The sequence below is a fragment of the Alishewanella agri BL06 genome (assembly GCF_000272005.1).
Lineage (GTDB): Bacteria > Pseudomonadota > Gammaproteobacteria > Enterobacterales > Alteromonadaceae > Alishewanella > Alishewanella agri.
In genome coordinates, this window is sequence record NZ_AKKU01000017.1 from 48445 (window position 1) to 69976 (window position 21532).

At 51.4% G+C, this 21532-nt stretch carries 9 protein-coding genes; 5 read left to right on the forward strand and 4 right to left on the reverse strand.

Features of this window, described 5'->3' with window-relative positions; translation table 11 throughout:
* Window positions 1-59 precede the first annotated feature (59 nt).
* Window positions 60-1865, forward strand: coding sequence for an SGNH/GDSL hydrolase family protein (locus AGRI_RS10120; RefSeq protein WP_237713062.1), 1806 nt, complete (start codon window positions 60-62; stop codon window positions 1863-1865).
* A gap of 1 nt (window position 1866) precedes the next feature.
* Entirely contained in the window at window positions 1867-3564 is a 1698-nt protein-coding gene (locus AGRI_RS10125) for an SGNH/GDSL hydrolase family protein (RefSeq protein ID WP_008984849.1), read from the forward strand.
* Window positions 3565-3807: 243 nt separating this feature from the next.
* On the opposite strand, the gene pulA is transcribed toward AGRI_RS10125, so the two are convergent.
* Window positions 3808-7797 (reverse strand): pullulanase-type alpha-1,6-glucosidase, encoded by a 3990-nt coding sequence (pulA, locus tag AGRI_RS10130; RefSeq protein WP_008984850.1) that lies wholly within the window; start codon window positions 7795-7797, stop codon window positions 3808-3810.
* A 54-nt stretch (window positions 7798-7851) separates the two neighbouring features.
* The gene (locus tag AGRI_RS10135) at window positions 7852-10704 is read right to left on the reverse strand and encodes a TonB-dependent receptor (RefSeq protein WP_050979294.1); all 2853 of its coding nucleotides are present in this window, start codon (window positions 10702-10704) and stop codon (window positions 7852-7854) included.
* Window positions 10705-10970: 266 nt separating this feature from the next.
* Between AGRI_RS10135 and AGRI_RS10140 the strand changes: the two genes are divergently transcribed.
* Entirely contained in the window at window positions 10971-12386 is a 1416-nt protein-coding gene (locus tag AGRI_RS10140) for a hypothetical protein (RefSeq protein WP_008984852.1), read from the forward strand.
* Between the two features lie 43 nt (window positions 12387-12429).
* Here AGRI_RS10140 and AGRI_RS10145 read toward each other — a convergent pair whose 3' ends face one another.
* Both AGRI_RS10145 and AGRI_RS10150 read right to left on the reverse strand, forming a co-directional pair.
* Entirely contained in the window at window positions 12430-13929 is a 1500-nt protein-coding gene (locus tag AGRI_RS10145; protein WP_008984853.1) for a tryptophan halogenase family protein, read from the reverse strand.
* A gap of 70 nt (window positions 13930-13999) precedes the next feature.
* Window positions 14000-16705, reverse strand: coding sequence for a TonB-dependent receptor (locus AGRI_RS10150; RefSeq protein ID WP_008984854.1), 2706 nt, complete (start codon window positions 16703-16705; stop codon window positions 14000-14002).
* 372 nt (window positions 16706-17077) lie between these two features.
* Between AGRI_RS10150 and malQ the strand changes: the two genes are divergently transcribed.
* Complete coding sequence (gene malQ / locus AGRI_RS10155) at window positions 17078-19216, forward strand: 4-alpha-glucanotransferase (protein WP_008984855.1); 2139 nt, start codon at window positions 17078-17080, stop codon at window positions 19214-19216.
* Between the two features lie 112 nt (window positions 19217-19328).
* On the forward strand, window positions 19329-21230 hold the full coding sequence (locus AGRI_RS10160) for a glycoside hydrolase family 13 protein (protein ID WP_237713064.1): 1902 nt from the start codon (window positions 19329-19331) through the stop codon (window positions 21228-21230).
* The last annotated feature ends 302 nt before the right edge of the window (window positions 21231-21532 follow it).

A 21532-nucleotide genomic window follows, 5' to 3' on the forward strand; every position in this document is an offset into this window, starting at 1 on the left:
TGCTAACAAGGGCTTAAGGTAACGTAAGCTGATGCTTTTTGAATCAGGTTGCAGCAAAGTTGGCAACACCACAGCCCCCACGCAAAGTCTTTTATTTGATCGCGCTGCTACTACCGGTATTGCTGTTACTGGTACTGGAAATGCTGTTGCGTGTCAGTCCCTGGTATCAGCGCTATCCGCTGTTTATCGCCTCTGAATCCTTACCGGGCTATCTGCAAACCAATCCGGATTTAATAAAACGTTATTTTGCCGATCCCAAGCAGGCGCCGGATCTGGCCATTGATACCCAGTATTTTCCGGCAGTGAAACCAGCCGGCCAGTTTCGCATCGTGCTGCAAGGTGGCTCCAGCGCTGCCGGTTTCCCCTATGGCCGTTTTGGCTCACCGGCGGCAATGTTACAGCAGCGGTTAAAGCGGCTGTATCCGCAGCGGGATATTCTGGTGCTTAACACCGCCCTGTCAGCGGTAAATTCCTATACGTTGCGGGATCTGAGCGCCGAAATTCTGGCGATTGAGCCGGATCTGATCCTGATTTATGCCGGCCATAATGAATATCTGGGCCTGATGGGTGTCGGCTCAGCGCTACTGGGAGACGGCCACCACCTGAGTAAGCTGCTGTATTTACAATTACGGCAACTGGCCTTATTTCAGGCCGGACAACGCTTATATAGTGCGCTTAGAACAACACCCGCGCCAGCGTTGGCGGAGCGCACCATGATGGCGCAGATTGCCGCCGAACAGCAGATCCCGCTAAATAGCTCACTGTATCAGGCCGGATTACAGCAATTTCAGGCTAATCTCAAGGCGCTGCTACACCGCTACCAGCAAGCCGGGGTACCAGTGATTTTAAGCAGTATCGCCAGTAATGAACGCCAGCCCCCCTTTAGCTCCAGCCAGCCGGCATTAACCCTGGCGCCGGAGCCGCAGCAAGCACGCCAGCAATTACAACAAGCGTTACAACAGAACCCCGATGTTGCCAGCTGGCATTTTCAGCTGGCCGAGCTGCTGCTCGACACCGGTGAGCAGCGCTTAGCGCTGCAACATTTTCAACTGGCGCGGGAGCATGATCTATTGCGTTTTCGGGCACCGCTGGCGATCAATCAGCAGCTGCAACAGCTGGCCACAGACTTTAAACTGCCCCTGGCAGATGCTGAAGCGCAGCTACGCCAGGCCAGCAACAATGGCATTATCGATTATCAGCTGATGCTGGAGCATCTGCATCCGAATGCCCGTGGTTATTTTCTGATTGCCGAAACCTGGTTACCACTATTGGAGCGCTATTTGGGGCCGCCGGCTGTCGCGGTTAGCCTGGCCCAGGCCTGGGCGGATATGCCACTGACTGCGGTGGATTTGCAACTGGCCGATTACAAGATCCGCCAGCTGACTGCCGATTACCCCTTTACTACCGAGCCACAGCAGATCAGTTTTGGCCCACGACAAAACCCGGAGCAGCAGCTCGCCTGGCAAAGGGCACAGGGACTCAGCTGGCTACAAAGCAACCAGCAGCTGTTGGATTACTACCAACAACAGCAACAACCCGCGAAAGCGGCGAAGGTGGCCGCCTTATTATTTGACGCCTTGCCTAACCAGCATCAGGCAGCCTATGTCGCTGGTCAGTTGTATTTTGATAGTCAGGATCTGGTACTCGCGATGTATTATCAGCAGCGCGCCGTCAATCTGGCGCCAGAAAATATATCCTATCGCCTAATGCTGGCGCGTAGTTACTATTATGCTGGTGAGCTAACCGCAGCGCTGCAGCAAGTAGAACACATTCTGACCCTCGACCCGACTCATGCGCTGGCGTTGCGCCAACAAGCCCAATTGCGGCAGCAGTTAGCGCCAACTCAAGCACCCGGACGCCCTTAACATGCAACGTACCCTGTTCTGGCTTATTGCCCTCAGCTTACCGCTACTGCTGTTTCTGTTACTGGAAGGCGCGGTACGGCTGTTGTTTCCGGCCCAGCCTTTACCCTTGTTTAAGCCCTACCCGGCAAACCCGGCCTATCTGGTAACCGAAACCCAGATCGTCAAACGCTACTTTCCAGCTGGCGCTGCTGTACCAAGGGTTGAGCTGGAACCCAGCTTTGTGTTGGCACAAAAGCCAGCTAATGGTATCCGCTTAGTGGTACAGGGTGGCTCGACCGCAGCGGGTTATCCTTATGGTATGGGTGCGGCCCTGGCCGGAATGCTGGAACAACGTTTAAGGCGCACCTTTCCGGAGCGGCCGGTAGAGGTAGTCAATACCGCCTTATCGGCGGTAAACAGCTACACCCTACTGGATTTTGCCGACGAAATTATTGCACTTAAGCCCGATGCGGTGCTGATTTACGCCGGTCATAACGAGTACCTGGGCTTGTTAGGTGTTGGCTCTAATTATCTGGCGGCACGCTCGCCGCGACTCAGCCGCTGGCTACTCAGCTTACGGCAACTGCGCAGCTTTCAATTGCTGGAACAGGGCTATCTGCAGCTGCGACCGCCAGCACAACTAAACGGCAACAGCCGTACTTTTATGGCACAGGTCGCGCGCGACAAAGCCATCGCTCTGGATTCGCCGACTTACCAAGCCGGGCTAACGCAATTTCAGGCCAATATGAGCCGCTTACTGGCGCGCTATCGTGCGGCGGGGATCCCGGTTTATCTCAGTACAATAGCCAGCAATCTGGCAGATCAGCCACCTTTTCAAAGCGAGCCTTTAACTGCACAACAACAGCAACAGTTACTGCAACTTAGCCAACTGCGCGAGCCTGCGGCACAACAGGCGCTGGCAGCAGAGCTGCAGCAGACTGCAGCCACAACCGGCCATGCCCTGCTGCACTATCAACTTGGGCAATGGTACCGGCAGCAACAGCAATTTGCCGAGGCTAAAGTACAGTTTATTCAGGCGCGCGAGCACGATTTGCTGCGTTTTCGGGCGCCGCTGGCCATTAATGAACAGATTAAAGTATTGGCTCAGGACTATGGTGCGGTATTAGTGGATACCGAGGCCGCCTTTGTTGCCAACTCGTCGGGTGGCTTAATAGGTAGCAACCTGATGCTGGAGCATCTGCATCCGAATGTGCAGGGCTATTTTTTATTGGCTGACAGCTTTTACCGCGCACTCTATCAGCGCAGTGCTTTTGGCGTATGGCCACGGCCGGTACCGGCAGAGCTCGCCTGGCAAGAGCGCCCGCTCACCCCGGCCGAAGAATATGCTGGTTACTTACGTATTCTGCAATTAACGTCCGACTATCCGTTTAAAGCCACTACCACAGCGGTGACTTTCCCAACACCCAATGATCTTAGTCAGCAGCTGGCGCTGTTACATGTGCAGGGTAAGCTGGATTGGTTAAGTATGCAAAACCGCCTGGCCGAACATTATCATCAGCAACGTAACGGCGATATGCTGTTAAAAACTCTGCTGATTATTGCCGATGCCCTGCCGCATGATGGCAAGGCCAACCTGCAGGCGGCACAAATTCTGCTGCAGGCGGGGCGAAAAGCAGCAGCGAAACATTATCTGCAGCGGGCACTGCTTACCGACCCGATACCGGAGTTAGCACAAAAGCTGATGCAGCAGCTAAATTGAACCGATTAACCTTTACCCGTGACATAGTCTGGTTGAGCCTGGAGTATGTCGCTAGCTGCAGGCCACAACAACGGGCATCGTTTGCCGGACTTATTTGACATGATGCCTCTTATTCGTTGGCAGCTATTAGCAATAAAAAAGCTGCAGACCAGCTGCAGCTTTTAGATGTTATCTCATTCGGGCGCTCATTCCCGACGGTCAAGGTACCGTATCAGAGCCGCAGGCTCTGATACTTGGTATTGTTTATTCCTTCTTCGTCACCGTTAGCTCCGGCTCTGCAGTAAAGGTCGCATCCAACAGGAAGTTATAGGTCGCGGTTTCTGCAAAGTCCATCCGCAGGTTATCGTTACTGGTCTCGATAATCTTCGGTGTTCCCAACGTCAAGGTATTACCCGCTGCTCCGGCCCCCATGTTCACCGTAGCCCAGTCACTGGATGCCACTTTAAACTCATAGTTACCGGCAGTAATATTAATATCTACGCTGTACTTATTGGCGCCAACATAATTAAATGCATTTGTCTCTCCCCAACCGTTCATACCACCACGCAGGAAAATGGTGGTTGGGCCATAAGGCACATACTCAGATACGGTTAAGGTTGGTGCAGCAGCATCATTGGCATTTAACGTAAATACATAGGTTGAGCTCTTAGCGATATCAATCCGTAAGTTGTCGTTACTGGTTTGGATCACCAGCGGCGTGCCAACTACAACCTGATTACCGGCGGCGCCTGCACCCAGATTTACAGTCGACCAATCACTTGAGGCGACTTTAAACTCGTAGCTACCCTGGTCAATATTGATACTGGCAGTATAGATACCGGCACCGTCATAGCTAAAGGCATCGGCTTCACCCCAACCATTAAAACCACCACGCACAAAGACATCGGTTGCGGCATAAGGTGGAATATCCGGCGCGCCCAGTGTCGCATCTGCAGCTAAACCTGCGCCCTGCGCACCCATCTGTGGCTTAACAAAGACGGCAATAGTATTTGCCGGCACAGTAAAGGTACCCGCATCAGCTTGCTGAGTGAAACTGGCACTATGCACCCGCTGATCCACAGACGCTTGCTGAATTGGATGTAGCTCAAAACCGGCAGCTGTGGGTACAGTGTGGGATAATTCACCCGAAGTACCGTTAATGACGACCACCATCGCATCGTACATCGGGTCCAGATCCGGTACACCAAGTCCATCATCCAGACTCATCACGATCAGACCTTGCTGCTGGTTACGGCCAATATTGTGGAAGCCTAAACGAGCGGTAATGTCGTCCGCAGTGCGCAAGCGGAATAACGGACTACCACTACGGATACTCAGGAATTCGGCAAACACGGCTGCAGCAAACTGAATATCTTCGCTTTCTGCTTTGGTTTCACGATTCAGGAATAAGCGGGCAATATTTTCCCAGCTCGCTTCGTTTTTCTCTGCCAGCGGTAAACCTACAGCCCAGTTGTTAGTCTGATAGGTGAAGTCGACAAAGTTAAACCAGTCGCCGGAATCATAGCTGTCGCGGTCCATGGATTTGGAGCGCAGGAAATCACCGCCCAGTTGCAGGAACGGAATACCCTGACTCATTAACGGGATGGCAATTGCCACATTCTGCGCCCGCACCCGTTCGGTCAGTGCCATCGACTCCGGTAACTTAGCCTGCAGATTATCCCACAAGGTTTCGTTATCGTGTTTCGATACATAGTTGATAATATCAGCCGGGCTATCCGCATAACCTGCCGCCTGACCATTCCAATTGGCACTGCTGGCCGGGCCGGTGATATCGCGGTAGTTTTTAAACACGAAGTCTTTTAAGGTACCGGCTAAGCTAATGCGCACAAAATCCTGTTGTGCCAGGTTACCATCGTTATTTACTCCGCTAAACAAGGCAGCACTGCGCACGGCTTCGCGGATCCGGTCGTTAAAGGTGCCTACTTCAGTACCCGCCATATCCTGCTGCTTGGCTTGGGTAAATAAGCGGTTATTGGCAACCTCACCAAAGTTCCAGCCTTCACCGTAGAAGTAAACATCCGGGTCAATGGCACGTACCGCTTCGCGAGCTGCCAAAATACCTTCTTTTGGATGGTGGCCCATAATATCGAAGCGGAAATCGTTAAAACCAAAGTCGCGCGATAAGATCACCAGCGAGTCTTTGATAAACTTATCGAACATCTTGTGTTCAGTGGCGGTATTTTCGCAGCAGGTCGAACGCTCGATATTACCGGTGGTCTCGTTGTAGCGGTGATAGTAGCCAGGGACAATTTTATCAAACACTGAATTATCAAACAGGCCTGAGCTGCTGGTATGGTTGTATACCACATCCAGCGCCACCCGCAGCCCTAAGTCGTTCAGTGCCTTGTTCATCGCCCGCACTTCTTTAATCCGCGCGATGCCTTCCGGGTTAGAGGCGTAGCTGCCTTCGACGGCGATAAAATGATGCGGATCATAACCCCAGTTAAAGCCGTCAATGGCACGCATAGACTGCACTAACTCCTGGGCTTTCGATTCGTATGGCAAATAGCTTTGCAACACAGACTCAATAGTGGCATTGGCATTTTCTACCCCGCACACCGGCGCCTGTGCGTTTAACTGGCATAACCGACCGATGGTATCGGTCAGATTGATCCGGCGATTGGCATCTTCATTAATATTCGCCTGATCATTCAGCGGCAGCACGTGAAAATGGGTTAAGCCATTTTCTGCCAGCTTACGCAGATGACGTACCGGCGCAGAATCGGCCTCGGCAAAGGCCAGATATTTACCGCGGTGGGCTGCCGGTGTGCTCTGATCACGAATACTGAAATCACGCACATGACCTTCATAGATCACGATATCGGTCGGGTTGGCTACTACCGGTACTTCACGGCTATCCCAGCCCTCTGGCTTGGTCTCGGCATCATTTAAGTCAACAAACTGACTGTAACGGCCATTGGTTGAGACGTTAACAGAGTAGGGGTCGGTCGCTTCAATCATTTCGACTTTGCGGGTTAACGGATGATACACCTCAACTTCAAAGCGATAGAACTGGCGATCCAGGGCACTACGACTGCCGTTGTAACGCCAAACACCGGTCGTGGCATCCGCCGTCATATTATGCGTTGCAGTTGCGGCTTTACTGGCATTATAAAGTTTTAACTTCACGCTACGGGCAGTAGGTGCCCAGACTGCGACGCTAACATCATTGCCGTTGTACCGCACGCCCAGTTGCGCATCCAGGGCACTGTTGTCACCAGAGGCATAGAGGTCATCCAGCACTTTGGCAACCTGCACATAGCTGGCGCTAATCAGCTCGTTATCGCTATTGTAAGCCGCCAGTGCCAGCTGATTCTTGGCCATGGCTTTTGCCTGTTCTGCGGTAAAGTTTGCACTAAATACCGCTGCATTGGCCAGGTGTGGCACTAACTGAGTCAGGCTGTCATCAGCCGCCACCGGCGTCAGTTCAATACTGCTGCCACCTTCGATTTCATCGCTATTATTCACGGTTAAACTGGCATCGGTAGAGTAGAACAACTTCACCACTGGCGCGGTATCGGCTACCGGCGTATTCCAGACAAAGGTATTGGCTGTTAACCAATGGGCAGCAGCGCCCTGGATACTGACACCCAGTGAAACAATCGGAAACTCATAAACGTTGGCATTACCTGAAAATACCCAGTTCATGCGGGCAAAATCCGGATCATCCTGTGACAGTGGCATCTGCATATCCGGACCGGGGTCTTTACCAGCATCATCGGTACCGATATGGATAATAAAGTTACCGCAAGCCCCTTCGGTACCGGCATAGCCTGGCTTCAGATTCAGGATCCAGTAGGCGCCATAGTTTGGATCAATACCGTTATACTGCAAGCCATTATCCCAGGACGGAGCAATGGAAGACGGCTGGTAAGCGTCACAGGTCTCGTTATTCCAGGTATGTAACCGGAAACCTTCATAGGCGCCATCTTGTGGCCGTTTGTAGAACAATACCGCCTGATCAGGCCCGGCTGTTACTACCGGGGCTGGTGCGTTAGGATCTTTACCGACCCGGCAACCATCATTGGTATCGTTCGGGAACTGACCTTTGGGACAGGAGAACGGCGGTGGATCAATACAGGCAGTATTGGTTGGGTTTGGGATCTGTGGCAGGGTACAGGTCAGCAAAGCGCTGCCGGGACTGGTGGAGTCTCCGCCACCACCACAACCGTATAGCAGTAAAGCGCACAGCGCAAGACTGCTCAGTTTTAGCATTTTGAACAGATTAAACATGGTTTACTTACTCCAATTCTGTGTTACCAGCTGCGGGCACGAATGCCCGCGGCATTAAAATGAGTACACTGCGCCCAGGAAGTACTGACGACCGAAGAATTGCAAGGTACCGGTCATCGCTTGCTGGCCAAAATAGCTCTTGGTTGGCTCATCCGTCAGGTTATTCACCTGGAACAGCATCTTCAGATTGTCGTTAAACTGGTAGCCAAACTGAAAGTCCACCACCATTTCGCTATCAAAGTTGGTGATCTGCTCGTTAATCCCGACTTGTGATGAGACAAAGGGTGAGCGATAACGGGCGTTAATCCGGGTATCGATACCTTCGTATTCCCAAAACAGCGTGGCATTCACGACATTTTTCGACAGCCCCTCAAAAGTCGTTTCAATCGGTTCGCCACCCAGGCTATTGATCAGTGATACTTCACTCTCGGTGTAGGAGTAACTCAGTTGCGCTCCCAGGCCAGATAAGGCGCCTGGCAGGGCTTTAAATACCTGAGTCCACGCAATTTCAGCACCACGGATATAACCGCCATTACTGTTGTTTACTGCGGTAAATAGCGAGCCATTTCGGGTTGCCACCGGTACACCCGATTCCGGATCCGGGATAATAAAATCCGGTACCGGGAAACCGGCCGCTTTAAAATCAAATTCCGGTAATACATCATCCTGAATAAAAGATTGGATATCCTTGTAGAAAAGCGCTGCCGCTAAGGCACCACTGCCAAAATAATATTCCAGTGACAGATCATACTGATTAGCTTCAAACGGCCGCAGGAAAGGACTGTTGGAACTGTTACCGGTAATTTCACCGGTATCACTGATATTAAAGGATGTGACCGACGCCAAACGGTTAATCGGTGGGCGGGAGATCACTTTGGCACTGGCAAAACGTAATTGCCACTCATCGGTCAGCGCCAGATTCAGGTTTAAGCTGGGTAGATGCTTGGTGTACTTGTCACCTACGATACCTGCGGCATAACGGGTATTGATTAACCCGACTTCATCGGCGATATTCTGTGCACCACGCAAAGGGTCGCCACCGACATCTGACAGGTTAGTGGCACTTTGGTCGGTGGTTACCCGCCGTACCCCGATATTACCGGTTAACGGTAAGCCAAATAATTCGGTATCCAGATTCGCCATCAGATAACTGGCGAGCACATCTTCATACACCCGGCCACTCTCTAATACCGACCAGGCAGTATTAGCTGTAGCGTTAGGATCGCGGTTAATCACATCTGGGTTACCCGCACCCCAGGTTTGCACCGGCTGCGGAATACCCTGCGGGAACCAGGCCGCCAGGGCTTTATCCAGATCAATAGCCAGATAGCTGGGGTAGCTTGCAAATTTACCTTTAAAATCAACTTGCTTTACCATATCAGCGGTTAGACGTAATGGTGGCTGGCCGGTTAAGAACATACCATCACTACCGTATTCAAATACCGAGCGGTCATTTGAGTAACGACGGGCTGAGTAGCGCACACCAAATTCCACAGAGCGGATAACCGGCAGTTCCAGATCAAAACTCAAATCCAACCGGGCAGCATTAACTTCATCAGTATTTACAAACGGATAAATACCGTACTTACTGACCATCAGACGGTTAATATCACTAAAAGCATCCGCCTGACTCAGGCCGATCGCCGGTAAATTCAGGCCATTGAGTTGATAGTTAATAGAGACATTCGGGTCCAGCACCGGATTGGCCACGGTAGCGTCCTGTGCCACTAACGACCAGAGTAAGCCGTTACGGAAATCGCTGCTGGCTCTGGAGTGCGACAGGTCAAACACCAGATTAACCCGGTCGTTAATATCCCAGTCAGCCTTCATGCCATAGCTATGGACTTCATCAGCGTCGCGGTTGTCATCATTCACCACTTCTACCCGGGTAAAGCCATTGCGGGTACGACTGATATTACCGCCCACCAGCGATGAGCCATTATAAATCGGGTTGCTGATATTAGCTGTCGCGCCTTCAAATTTAACCCGGAAACCACGGGCAAAGGCTTCGCGGTCAAACTGCGAAATAAACACATCGCCGGTCAGACTAAAGGCCTCATTGGGTTGCCACTGTAACGAACCCAGATAGCCGTTACGGGTTTCCTCACCACCCAGATGCTGGATCTCAAAACCTTCGCTGATATATTCCGGCGTGTCATCCTGATTCAAATCCCGGCTCACGTTGTAAGCTAAGCCAATGAACTGTGTCGCCACGCTGGGTTGATACAAGCGCGCATAGCCCAGTGCCAAGCCCAGGGTATCATCCAGAAACTTGCCCTGATAGGACAGGCTAAAACGATGACCAAACTCTTCACCATCCGGAACCTCGTTGGCACGGTCATTTTGCATGCCACGCAAGTTGGCAGTAAAAGTATGGGTTTTATCGTTACCCAGTACTCGCGCCGTTTGTAGCTCAACGGTACCAGCAACACCCCCTTCAATCAGTGAAGCTTTCGGCGATTTATACACCGCAGCAGAGGAGATTAATTCAGACGGGTACTGATCAAATTCAATATTACGCTTACCACTGGTAGAGACCTGTTCTCGTCCATTCAGCGTGGAGAACACAAAGCCACCCGACATACCGCGAATGTTGATTTCAGCCGCCTGGCCGCCGGTTCGCACTGCAGAAATACCAGGCAGACGGGTTAAGGCGTCAGCGATCGAGACGTCGGGTAAGGCCCCGAGATCGTCGGCAGAAATGGTTTCAGATACCACATCACCAAAGCGTTTACTGTCGAGCGAACGAAATAAACTTTGTGCAAAACCACGCACCTGTATTACTTCAACCTGTTCTTCTGTTGTCTGCTCCGCTGGTTGCGGCGCTGTTTCCTGCGCCAGCACAAACGAGCTGACACCCGCTGTCATCATCGCTGCTGACAGCAGGCTAAGCCTGTACCTTGCCATACCTTATTTCCCCGTCTTTGTTGTTTTTTATCAGTCAGCCTTAACCGCAAAATGGGCTGATGCTGCTAACTTTTTCCTGTTTAGTTATTGACCGGTTTAGCGATTTCCGCAAGATGAATACGTATTCATAAAGCGGTTACTAACACAAAAAATTAACTTCACTGATAGCGCAAGCTTTTCAATTCAAAAAAACCTGTAGCAATTCTTTGCTGGCGACTGCAGCAGTGCTATGTTGTGCGCAGTTAAGTGGACTACGGAGCCAAGGATTGAATCTGGCCTTTGTCAAAAAATCGGTATTTGTACGTAATCTGGAGCAATTGCTGGGGTTTTTGTATAGTCCGAATCACGCCTGTTTTTACCGGGAAGCACTAGACTTTTTCCAACAGCGACAGGCCCGGCAACAAGAATTACACCTAGCAGAGCAGCGCTGGCAACAGGCGCAGCAAGGTACTAATGCTGACGTACTGAAGCAAACGCGAAAAACCTTTACAGATTTGCAGTTTGTGGATGAAAAGCAACGCATTGCCCGCTGGCAAAGTTTATTGCAGGCGGCAGAAGCGCTGTTACAGTTAAGCGAAGGTAGTCAGGCCAGCGATAGTCAGATGCTTAGCGCCCGGTTGTTAGGCGGGTTATTGATCACCTCTGCCAGCAATAAACGCAAACTCCTACTGCTCGAATATGCTTACAAACCCCTGTACCGGGCGCTTTTAAGTCTACGCTTGCTGGAACACTTGCTGGAACAGCAAATACTGAAAGATCCGCAGTGGCAGGCCTGGTACCTGCATCGTGATATAACGCAACCAGCAGAATGTGAGTATCGGCAGAAATTACAACTGCCCCTGGTAATGGCCACCTTTTTGCAGCATTTTGGACAGCTTGATCCTGATGCTCAGTTCCTGTTAACAGCAGCATCGGACAACGTACCGGAAAAAGCCTTTAGCGCACAGGAGCGCGAACATTTTTTGGCGTTAACGTTACAAGGCAGTTTGCAACTGTTGCAGCAAGGTTTAGGGCAGCTGCCATTTAGCCGCGGCAATAAAGAGCAGCGCGAATACCATGTGCAGCAGCAACAGTTCTTACAGCAGCAATTGCAGCGCTTTATTACCGCCAAAGCAGATACACCGCTGGGTAGTCTGTTTAAAGTCCCGCAGGCATATACGTCAATCGTCTTACCGGGGCGCAGCCGGTATAACTACGATGCCCTACCCAGAGCTGCCCTGCTGATGCGTGAAGCTGCGGCAAGGGGCGACTACAATGGCTTGCTGGTGGATTGCTTATTCCGCATTGTCGGTCTGTTTCCACAGGGCTATGGCATGGTCTTTACCCCGCTGGGCGATGATGGTAAACCGCAATTAAAATATGAATTTGCGATCGTCAATTCTTTGTATCCGGAAAAACCCGAACAACCGCTGTGCCGGGTAGTCAGCCGCAATCAGCAGTATCGAAATACCGGTTATAACATTAGCTTGAGTACCGAACTCAACCTGTATTTTAAACCAGCTCGAGATCGCTTAAAAACGCTGCCAGAGCAACGCTTGAAAGAACTGCTCAATATGTTGTATCAGGATGGCGAAGCGAAATACCTGAGCCGCTTAGTACCTAAATGCTGGCAGCCGGAGAACTTTTTCAGTGTTCCGGAGCATCAAAATCTGTGGCACAGCGCACAGCAGCGGCAGAATTAGCCACTGTTAAACAGCAGGATGACGGACATCGCCCGTCATCCTGTTAACTCTGACTTTGTAAAAAGCTTTGGAGGCTTGGCAAGGCCGCGACCGTTTTGCTAATGACCTGCTTAAGGTCAGCAAAAAAGCCTGTGAGTTGCGCCTTAGTAAGGCTATCCGCCAGCGGATGATAGCTGGCAGGCAACAGATTTTGTCCTAGCAGCACCTGTTGCCAGGCCACTTCGGTAAACAGCTCATCCTGTTGCCGGAAGATTTGCGCGCTGTGACGGAATAACTCCAGCCGCTGCGCCAGAGCGTCAGGCAAAGCCATCTCCCGGCAATATTGCCAAAGCGGATGATCAGTACGCTGATTTAAGTGGTAGTGCAAAATAATAAAATCACGGATCGCTTCAAATTCCTGCTGCGACTGACGATTAAATTCGTTGCTGAGCGCTGTCATATCCTGTGTTGCCGGGAAGCATTGCACCAACCGCACCACCGCACTTTGAATCAGATGAATACTGGTTGACTCCAGCGGCTCCAGAAAACCACTGGATAAGCCAATGGCCACACAGTTACGCCGCCATTGCTGCTTGCGCCGCCCGGTAACAAAACTGATTTTGCGCGGCTCGGCCAGCGCAGGGGCATCGAGGTTGCTGAGCAGGGTTTGTTTCGCCTGCTCATCGTCAAGAAAACGGCTGCTATAGACCAGGCCATTACCGGTGCGATGTTGCAATGGTATCCGCCATTGCCAGCCACCGCCATGCGCAATAGCGCGGGTGTATGGCACTATCGGATAACGGGCTTCTGAAGGTACCGCCAGCGCACTGTCACAGGGTAGCCAGTGTTGCCAGTTGTCATAACCGGCAGCCAGGGTTTGTTCAATCAGCAAAGCCCTTAAGCCGGAACAGTCAATAAAGAGATCAGCACTCAATACCTGGCCATCGGTCAGTACCACTGCAGCGATGTCACCAGATGGTTTTTGCTCAACTTTGGCAATTAAGCCTTCAATCCGCTTTACCCGGCGCTGCTCGCTATAACGACGTAAAAATGCGGCATAGAGCCCGGCGTCAAAATGATAGGCATATTGTAAGCCAGGTAAAGGGGAATTCGGCAGCTGCGACTGCGGGCTGAATTTACCGGCTTTCGCCGCCTGATAGTTCAGGGAATAATCCCAAAAGCTACTGTTATCACCTTTGGCCTGCGCGGCCAGCCAGAAATGATGAAAGGATGCCATGCCAAGCTGGCGGCCAACCGGACCAAAGGCATGCATATAACTATCACCCTGCCGGCCCCAGTTTTCAAACTGAATACCCAGCTTAATACTGCCTTTGGTTTCGCGTAAAAACTCGGCCTCGTTAATCCCCAAGGCAGCATTAAAATGCTGAATCGCCGGAATAGTCGCCTCGCCAACACCGACTGTGCCTATCGTATCGGACTCGACTAACTGTAAGTCAATTTGTTCGCCGAGAATGCGCGCCAGCATCGCTGCGGTCATCCAACCGGCAGTACCTCCGCCGACTATCAATACCCGGCGCACCTGATTTAAATCTGTATTCTTCACCTTGCCTCCAACAAAAAGGCCCCTGTCTATGCTCGATAGTAACAGGGGCCTTTACTCACGTCAGGTGTGATTAGAACTTATAGGATAAACCTGCCATATAAGTACGGCCATAGCGCTGATACTCAATCACGCGGCGGCTGTCATCACCTTCAACCCGCACAAAAGGCTCATCCGTTACGTTGTTTGCTTGCAGTAACAGGGTTAAGCCTTCATAACGACCCGAGAAGCTGTAGCTGATTTGTGCATCAACAACGGTCTCAGCTTCAATCATCCGCAGGTCACGGCCATTACCAAAGCCTGAAATTTCACCTAGGAAATCAGAACGGTAACGGCTGCTGACCCGGGCAGAGAAACCATCGTTCTCGTAATAGAACGTCAGGTTAGCTACCCGCTCAGATAAACCTGGTAACGGGGTAGAAGGATCGTTCGGGTTAGACTGAATGCTGCTGTCGGTCCAGGAGCCGGTCAGAATGGCGCCGAAGCTTTCCAGTTCAGGCATAATCATCGCGCCACTGGCAGACAGGGTAAATTCCACGCCATTGATGCGGCCACCCTTACCATTTTGTGGTGTGGTTGCGACACCCTGGTTAATCACTGGTACTTCACCACCAGATGGGAAGCCGGTAAAGTCCTGAATCACTTGCTGGTCGTAGATATAGCTTTCCAGGTCTTTATAGAAAGCCGCAATCGCCACATAGCCTTTGCTGTCTTCAAAGTACTGCTCGTAAGAGACATCCAGTGCATTCGCAATCCACGGCCGCAGCGCCGGGTTACCGCCAGACGCGCTCCATGGCGAGTTCTGCTCTGGTGTTGCCTGCGAGTTGTTCAGTGCCGGGTTGAAGCTATAATCCTGACTGGCTCGCAGCTGATCCATCCGGGCACGGGCCATAGTACGGGCTAAACCAACGCGTACGTATTTACCGGTACCGACTTCAAAGTTCAGGTTCAGGCTGGGTAACACTTCCCAGTACTTATCACCACCATCAATCCGGAATGACGACACATTAATACCGGTACCTGAAGCCGCTAAAGCATAAGACGACTGATCAGTATGGACGATCTGCGTACCGATATTACCCGTCACCGGGATTTCACCAACGCGGCTGTTAATACCCAGTTTTACATAACCGGTTACCACATCTTCCGCCACATTCCAGTCTTTGATCAGCACATCAGCGTTAGGGTTACGTACCCGCACCAGGGCGCCGGTGTCGATTAGCTGACGTGGGTCATAGCTAACCATACCCGGAATACCGAAAGCAGCCAGGCTGGTGGTACCGGCGACGTTTGGAATAGGTGCAGACAAGGCGCCATTTGGCAGCGCCAGGAAGAATTCATCGGCTTTCTTGTCTTTTTCGCGGTTGCTGTAGTTTAAACCCACTTCCAGTGAATCGAAGTTGTCGTTTTCCAGCATGGTTTTGGCACTTAAACGTACCTGATTTAAATCATCGGTAATCGACGGCGAGTTGTAATAACCCAGCTGACCACCAGGAATGATATCGCCACCCCAACCTTGCGGGCTGGTTAACAGGATTAAACTTGGATCAGCATAATTTAGCGTGGAGTTGAAAATTGGACCACGATCGCTCATTGCAAACGACAGATTGTCTAAAGCACCCGAACCAGCAGGGCCGGTACCTGCATCAGATTCCAGAATCAGGTCAGTACGATCCAGCGAAGAGTGGCTCAGATCCAAAGTGGCATCCCAGCTATCTGATAATTTAAATTCGGTTTTCCAACCGACAGAGAACAAATCAGCCTCGCGGAAGTTACCATGGTTACGGACGATACCCTTAACACCAGTGTAACCACCAGAGGTCACTAAACCATTTTCTACTGTTGGGTTTACCAGCGGAGCCCCACCCCAGAACAGCGGTAATTCGATAAAGCTGGTGCGCTGGGTTTCATCAAACTCTGAGTAATAGAAATCTACTGTGCTGCTAAAGCTATCGGTTGGTTTGTATTCAAATACACCAATAAAGCCATCACGTTCCAGCAAGTTAGAGTTCGCAAAGACTTTAGCACCGCCAATCACTTTATTGCCATCAGCTGTGTCGGCATAACCCCAGGCTTCAAAACGTTCAATTTGCATTGGGTTAGACATAGTGGCGTAACCTAAAGCTACACCAATGGTGTTGTCGGCGAATTGGTCAATGTACGAAATGCTAAAACGATTGCCCTTATCATCCGCACCAGCATTTAACGCACTAATTTGGCTCCACTCGTAACGGGCATTCACCGCTACAGTGCGTTCACCGTGTGCCAGCGGGCTAACCAAACGCATATCGGCAGTACCGGCCAGGCCCTGGCCAATTAAACCAGCGTCCGGCGTTTTATAAACAACCACACCACTCAGTAGTTCAGACGGATATTGGTCAAACTCTACGCCACGGTTATCACCGGAGCTAACCTGCTCGCGACCATTTAACAGTGCAGTTGAGAAATCCGGCGCCAGACCGCGGATACTGATGACCTGACTACGACCATTCAGACGCTGTGCCGTTAAACCTGGTAAACGGGCTAATGATTCAGCGATACTGACGTCAGGCAGTTTACCAATATCTTCTGCCGAAACCGCTTCGACAATCGAACTATTGAACATTTTAATGTTCTGCGATTCCTGTAAGCTGCGGCGGAAGCCCCTGACAGCAATAACTTCTACTGCCTCTTCCTGCGCTTGTTGAGTTTGTGTATCCGCTTCTTGGGCGAAGACCGCTGCACTACTACCAGCTGCTGCCAGCGCCAGTGTCAGCATACTGAGTTTGAACTTATTCATAATCCTACCTACCCCGGTGTGTTGTTATTTTATAGCTGCGAAACTGAAAGTCATGCTGAAATCCGTCAGCAGCAGTTTTGCCATGGTCATTTATTAAACTTATTCGGGCGGGAGCTCAATATGAATACGTATTCATAGTGCAAAAGACGCACAAGCACAGTGCAAGCGACCGAAAGCTGCACTATTGTTGTGCACCAGACAACTTGCTAAACCGCTGATTCGTTGCGGACGAGCAAGATAATATTGCGAAAAGCGTTCGGGGACGAAAAAGTGTGGCGCTATGAACAACTGCATACGTATGCAGCATATTTCTTATTCAGACAGCCCTGTTTATGCTTGTCGTAAACACCACACCCTTATTACAGGTGGTATATGGAACAACTTAAACAGCTGGCCAGCCTTGCCGGTTTGCAACACAGTTACGTGCACGCTAACGGCCAACTCGAATATATTAGCCCCGATGTGCAGGCTGCCATTTTACAGGCCATGGGCTTTGACTTAACTACCGAACAAACTATCGCCGACCAGATTCGGCGACAGCAGCAAGCTCAGTGGCAAAACAATATTGCAGCAGTCACTGTGGCAGAGCAACAGCAAGTATTTGCAGTCAGATTGCAGCTGGCCGCGGCTACAGCAAGCAGCCACTGGCAATGGCAGATTCTGCTGGAAGACGGTCAGACTTTAAATGGCGACTTTTTGCTACAGGCCAAGGATATTATTGAGCAAGGACAGATAGACGACACAGCTATGTTGGCCTTTAATCTGTCGTTCGAGCTGGATTTGCCGCTTGGTTACCACCAGCTAACGTTAAGCGATGGCAAGCAGGTTCTGAAACAGCAGCTGATCATTACTCCAGCGCGCTGTTTTCAGCTGCACGACAGCGCCATTTTACATAAGACCATGGGGCCGGCGGTCCAGCTTTATGCCGTACGCTCGGCCCGCAACTGGGGTATGGGTGACTTTGCCGATCTGAAAGCAATGGTTGCCCCATTAGCAGCAGCCGGTAACGATTTTATCGGTTTAAACCCCTTGCATGCGCTCTATCCGATGCTGCCACAGGATTGCAGCCCGTACAGCCCCAGCAGCCGTTTATGGTTAAACACGCTTTATGTCGCGCTGGATGAAACCCCGGATTATCAATCCTGTACCGCAGCACAACAGCTAGTCGCCAGTGCCGATTTTCAGCAGCAGCTAGCTGCCTGTCGCGCCACGGCGAATGTTGATTATCCGGCCGTTGCCGCCTTAAAGCAGCAGGTCGCGACCTTACTGTTTCAGCATTTTCAGCAACATGAACTGGCGCAGCAAAGTGAAAGGGCCAAGGCGTTTCAGGTTTTCGTAGCAGAGGCCGGCGTGAGTCTGTATCAGTGGGCCGTATTCTCGGTACTACAGGGCCAATTGTTCTGGCAAGATCTGCAAACCGCCGCCTGGCAGCAATTTCCGCCAGAACTGCAAAACCCGCATAGCCCCGCCGTTGCGGCCTTTGCCAAACAACATGCCAGCGCTATCGAACAGCAGCTGTATTTACAGTGGTTAGCACAGCTGCAGCTGGCAGAGGTGAAAGCCGAGTGCCGCAAACAAGGTATGGCCATTGGTTTATACTGTGATGTCGCTGTAGGCACCAGCCGTAGCAGCGCCGAGAGCTGGGGTGCGCCGGATGACTTCTTGCTGGATTTAAGTGTCGGTGCACCGCCGGATATTATGGCGCCAAAAGGCCAGAACTGGGGGCTATTAGCTTACAACCCGGTGACGCTGCGGCAAAAAGCCTATCAGCCCTTTATTGAACTGATCCGCGCTAATATGCGCTATGCCGGCGCCTTACGGCTGGACCATGTGATGGCATTATTGCGGCTTTGGTGTTGCCCGCTCGGCGCCGATGCCACAGCCGGCTGTTATTTGCGGATGCCGGCGCAGGAGTTGTTTGCCATTTTGGCACTGGAAAGCCAGCGTAATCACTGCGTCGTGATTGGGGAAGATTTGGGCACGGTACCAGCGGAAATCAGTGAACTGATGCAGCATTATCAGGTACTGTCTTACCGGGTATTTATGCTGGAGCAAAAGGCTGGCAGCTATCAACACCGGGATCTGACCTATCCACCGCAGGCACTGGCAACAGTTACCACACACGATATGCCTACGCTGGTCGGCTTCTGGCAGGAGCTGGACTTAGCGCTACGTCATCAATTGGATTTATTCCCCAGCCCAGCCGTGGCCGACAGCCTGCACCAGCTAAGAGAGAGCGAAAAGCAGATCCTGCAACAGCAGCTCGGCATTGCGCAGCCGGATGCGGCAACGCTGGTTCGTGCCTGTCATCTGTATACCGCAGCGACGCCGGCGCGTTTATTCGCCTATCAGTTGGAAGACCTGGTATTGCTGGAAACTCCGGTCAATATACCGGGCACCAGTACTGAATATGCGAACTGGCAGCGCAAATTACCGCAGAATATCGAGACGATTCTAAGCGATAACAAGGTACTGCAGCTGATGCAAGAAATTAAGCAGGCGCGCAGTTAAGCGCTGACAGCAGGTTGAAATTAAACGCGGGCCTTAATGCTAACGTGCAGCGGCCAGCAGAACGCCACGCCACCCAAAACGGTGGCGTTTTTCTAACAATAAATGAGAGAACATGATGTTAAGAAAATCCCTGGCTCTAATGCTGGCAAGCGCCGTCACTGGCATTATCTTGTGTTATCCGCAACCCGCTCAGGCTTACTGCCCGCAAACATCCGATGCTACTCCCAGAGGCCCGATCGCGTTAAACGAACAAGGTGAATTCGTGCCAGACTGGGCAAAAAGTGCGGTTTGGTATCAGGTGTTTCCAGAGCGCTTTCGCGATGGTGATCCCAGCAATAACCCGACGGTACGGGATATTGCCGGTGCCGATCCGGCTGAGCCACCTAAAGTCTGGCAGATCCATCCATGGGGCAGCGACTGGTACAAACGCCAGCCCTACGAAGTGGCCAACGGTGAACCCGAATTGTGGCAGCATCTGTTACGCCGCCGCTACGGTGGCGATCTGCAGGGGGTGATTGACAAGCTCGACTATATTCAAGATATGGGTTTCAATGCGATCTATTTAAACCCGGTTTTTACTGCTCCCTCACTGCATAAATACGATGCGGCCAGCTTTCACCATATCGACCCAAATTTCGGTCCGGATCCGGCGGGTGACCGGGCACTGATTGCCACCGAGAATCCATTAGACCCCAGCACCTGGGTCTGGACCAAAGCCGATGAACTGGCGCTGGAACTGATCAAACAAGCGAAGCAACGTGGTATCCGGGTTATTTTTGATGGTGTGTTTAACCATATGGGCATTAACAGTTTTGCCTTTCAGCATCTGCAACAGCATCAGCAGCAATCGCCCTACAAAGACTGGTTTACCGTACACAGCTTTCGTGATGAAAAAACCGGTAGTGAATTCCGGTATGAGGGCTGGTTTGGTGTCGCGTCATTACCCGAGTTTAAAGAGGATGCCCAGGGTCTGGTTGCCGGGCCACGGGATTATGTATTTGCTGCCACTGAGCGCTGGATGAATCCGAAAGGTCAGGGCCGCGAGTTCGGTATTGATGGCTGGCGATTAGATGTCGCTTTCTGTGTCGCCCATGGCTTTTGGAAAGACTGGCGGCAGCATGTCAAAACACTGAACCCTGACGCCTACATCACTGCCGAACTGGTGATGCCGCCGGAGTTGGTAAAACCTTATTTTCAAGGCGATGAGTTTGACGGTGAAATGAACTATAACTTTGCCTTCACCGCCGCTGAGTTTATGTTTAACCCGGCGCCACAACGGATTAAGGCCAGCGAATTTGACGCCAGACTGGCCGAGATGCGCGCGCTGTACCCCAAGGGCGTGGCTTATGTCACCCAGAATTTATTTGGTAGTCACGATTCGAACCGTATTGGCTCACATATTGTGAACCGTGGCATCGGTAACTTCCGCGACTGGGGCGCCTATTTTCAGTTGTCACAAGTCAGCCAGAATCCAGCGTATCAGGTGCGCAAACCTAACGCTGAGGAACTGCGGTTACAAAAGTTGTTTGTTATTTTTCAAATGACCTATGTCGGGGCGCCAATGGTCTACTATGGCGATGAAGTCGGGATGTGGGGCGCTAACGACCCTGATGATCGTAAGCCAATGATCTGGGACGATATTCGTTACGAAGACGAAGTCACTAACCCGGATGGTAGTTTACGGCCAGCTGACAAGGTTGCGGTAAATCGTCAGTTACAGCAGCATTACCGGCTATTGATTCAACTGCGCCAGCAACTGCCGGCGTTGCGGCTGGGGGATTATCAGACCCTGTTAGTTGATGACCAGCGTGAGCTGTACGGCTTTGAACGCCGTCACCAACAGCAACGGGTACGGGTGCTGTTAAATAATAGCGAGCAGCCACAGCAGATCACACTACCACAAGATCAGACCAACTGGCAGGATGTGCTAAGCCAACTGGCAATCAGCCAAAACGGCGACACCATACAACTCACGATTCCGGCCAAATGGGGCGCTGTACTGGTTGCAAAGTGACGTAAAGCGCATTAATCCGACAAACAAAAAGGCGTGGCAAATCCGGCCACGTCCAGCTTCATGAAGCAGAATAACACTGAAAAAAACAGGTAAGACAGAGCCGTAACCAGAGCGCAATAAACTGACTGCCTGTTTTCATCAGGTTTTTTGGTTCCATTGACTAAACGACAGCATAGCTTATGACCAAAACCAGCGCCTATCGATGTCACTGTCACTTTAAGCAGAAATTCGATGAACATGTGGTGAGCTAGCCAATCATCGTTCCAGAACGGATTATCCAGGCACCAATTTGCTTACCAAGT

What these genes read in the sequence shown, in the direction of transcription:
- pulA (WP_008984850.1), bottom strand. Translation starts at nt 7,797, where the DNA reads ATGTTTAATCTGTTCAAAATGCTAAAACTGAGCAGTCTTGCGCTGTGC.
- AGRI_RS10150 (WP_008984854.1), bottom strand. Translation starts at nt 16,705, where the DNA reads ATGAATAAGTTCAAACTCAGTATGCTGACACTGGCGCTGGCAGCAGCT.
- AGRI_RS10125 (WP_008984849.1), top strand. Translation starts at nt 1,867, where the DNA reads ATGCAACGTACCCTGTTCTGGCTTATTGCCCTCAGCTTACCGCTACTG.
- AGRI_RS10160 (WP_237713064.1), top strand. Translation starts at nt 19,329, where the DNA reads ATGATGTTAAGAAAATCCCTGGCTCTAATGCTGGCAAGCGCCGTCACT.
- AGRI_RS10135 (WP_050979294.1), bottom strand. Translation starts at nt 10,704, where the DNA reads ATGGCAAGGTACAGGCTTAGCCTGCTGTCAGCAGCGATGATGACAGCG.
- malQ (WP_008984855.1), top strand. Translation starts at nt 17,078, where the DNA reads ATGGAACAACTTAAACAGCTGGCCAGCCTTGCCGGTTTGCAACACAGT.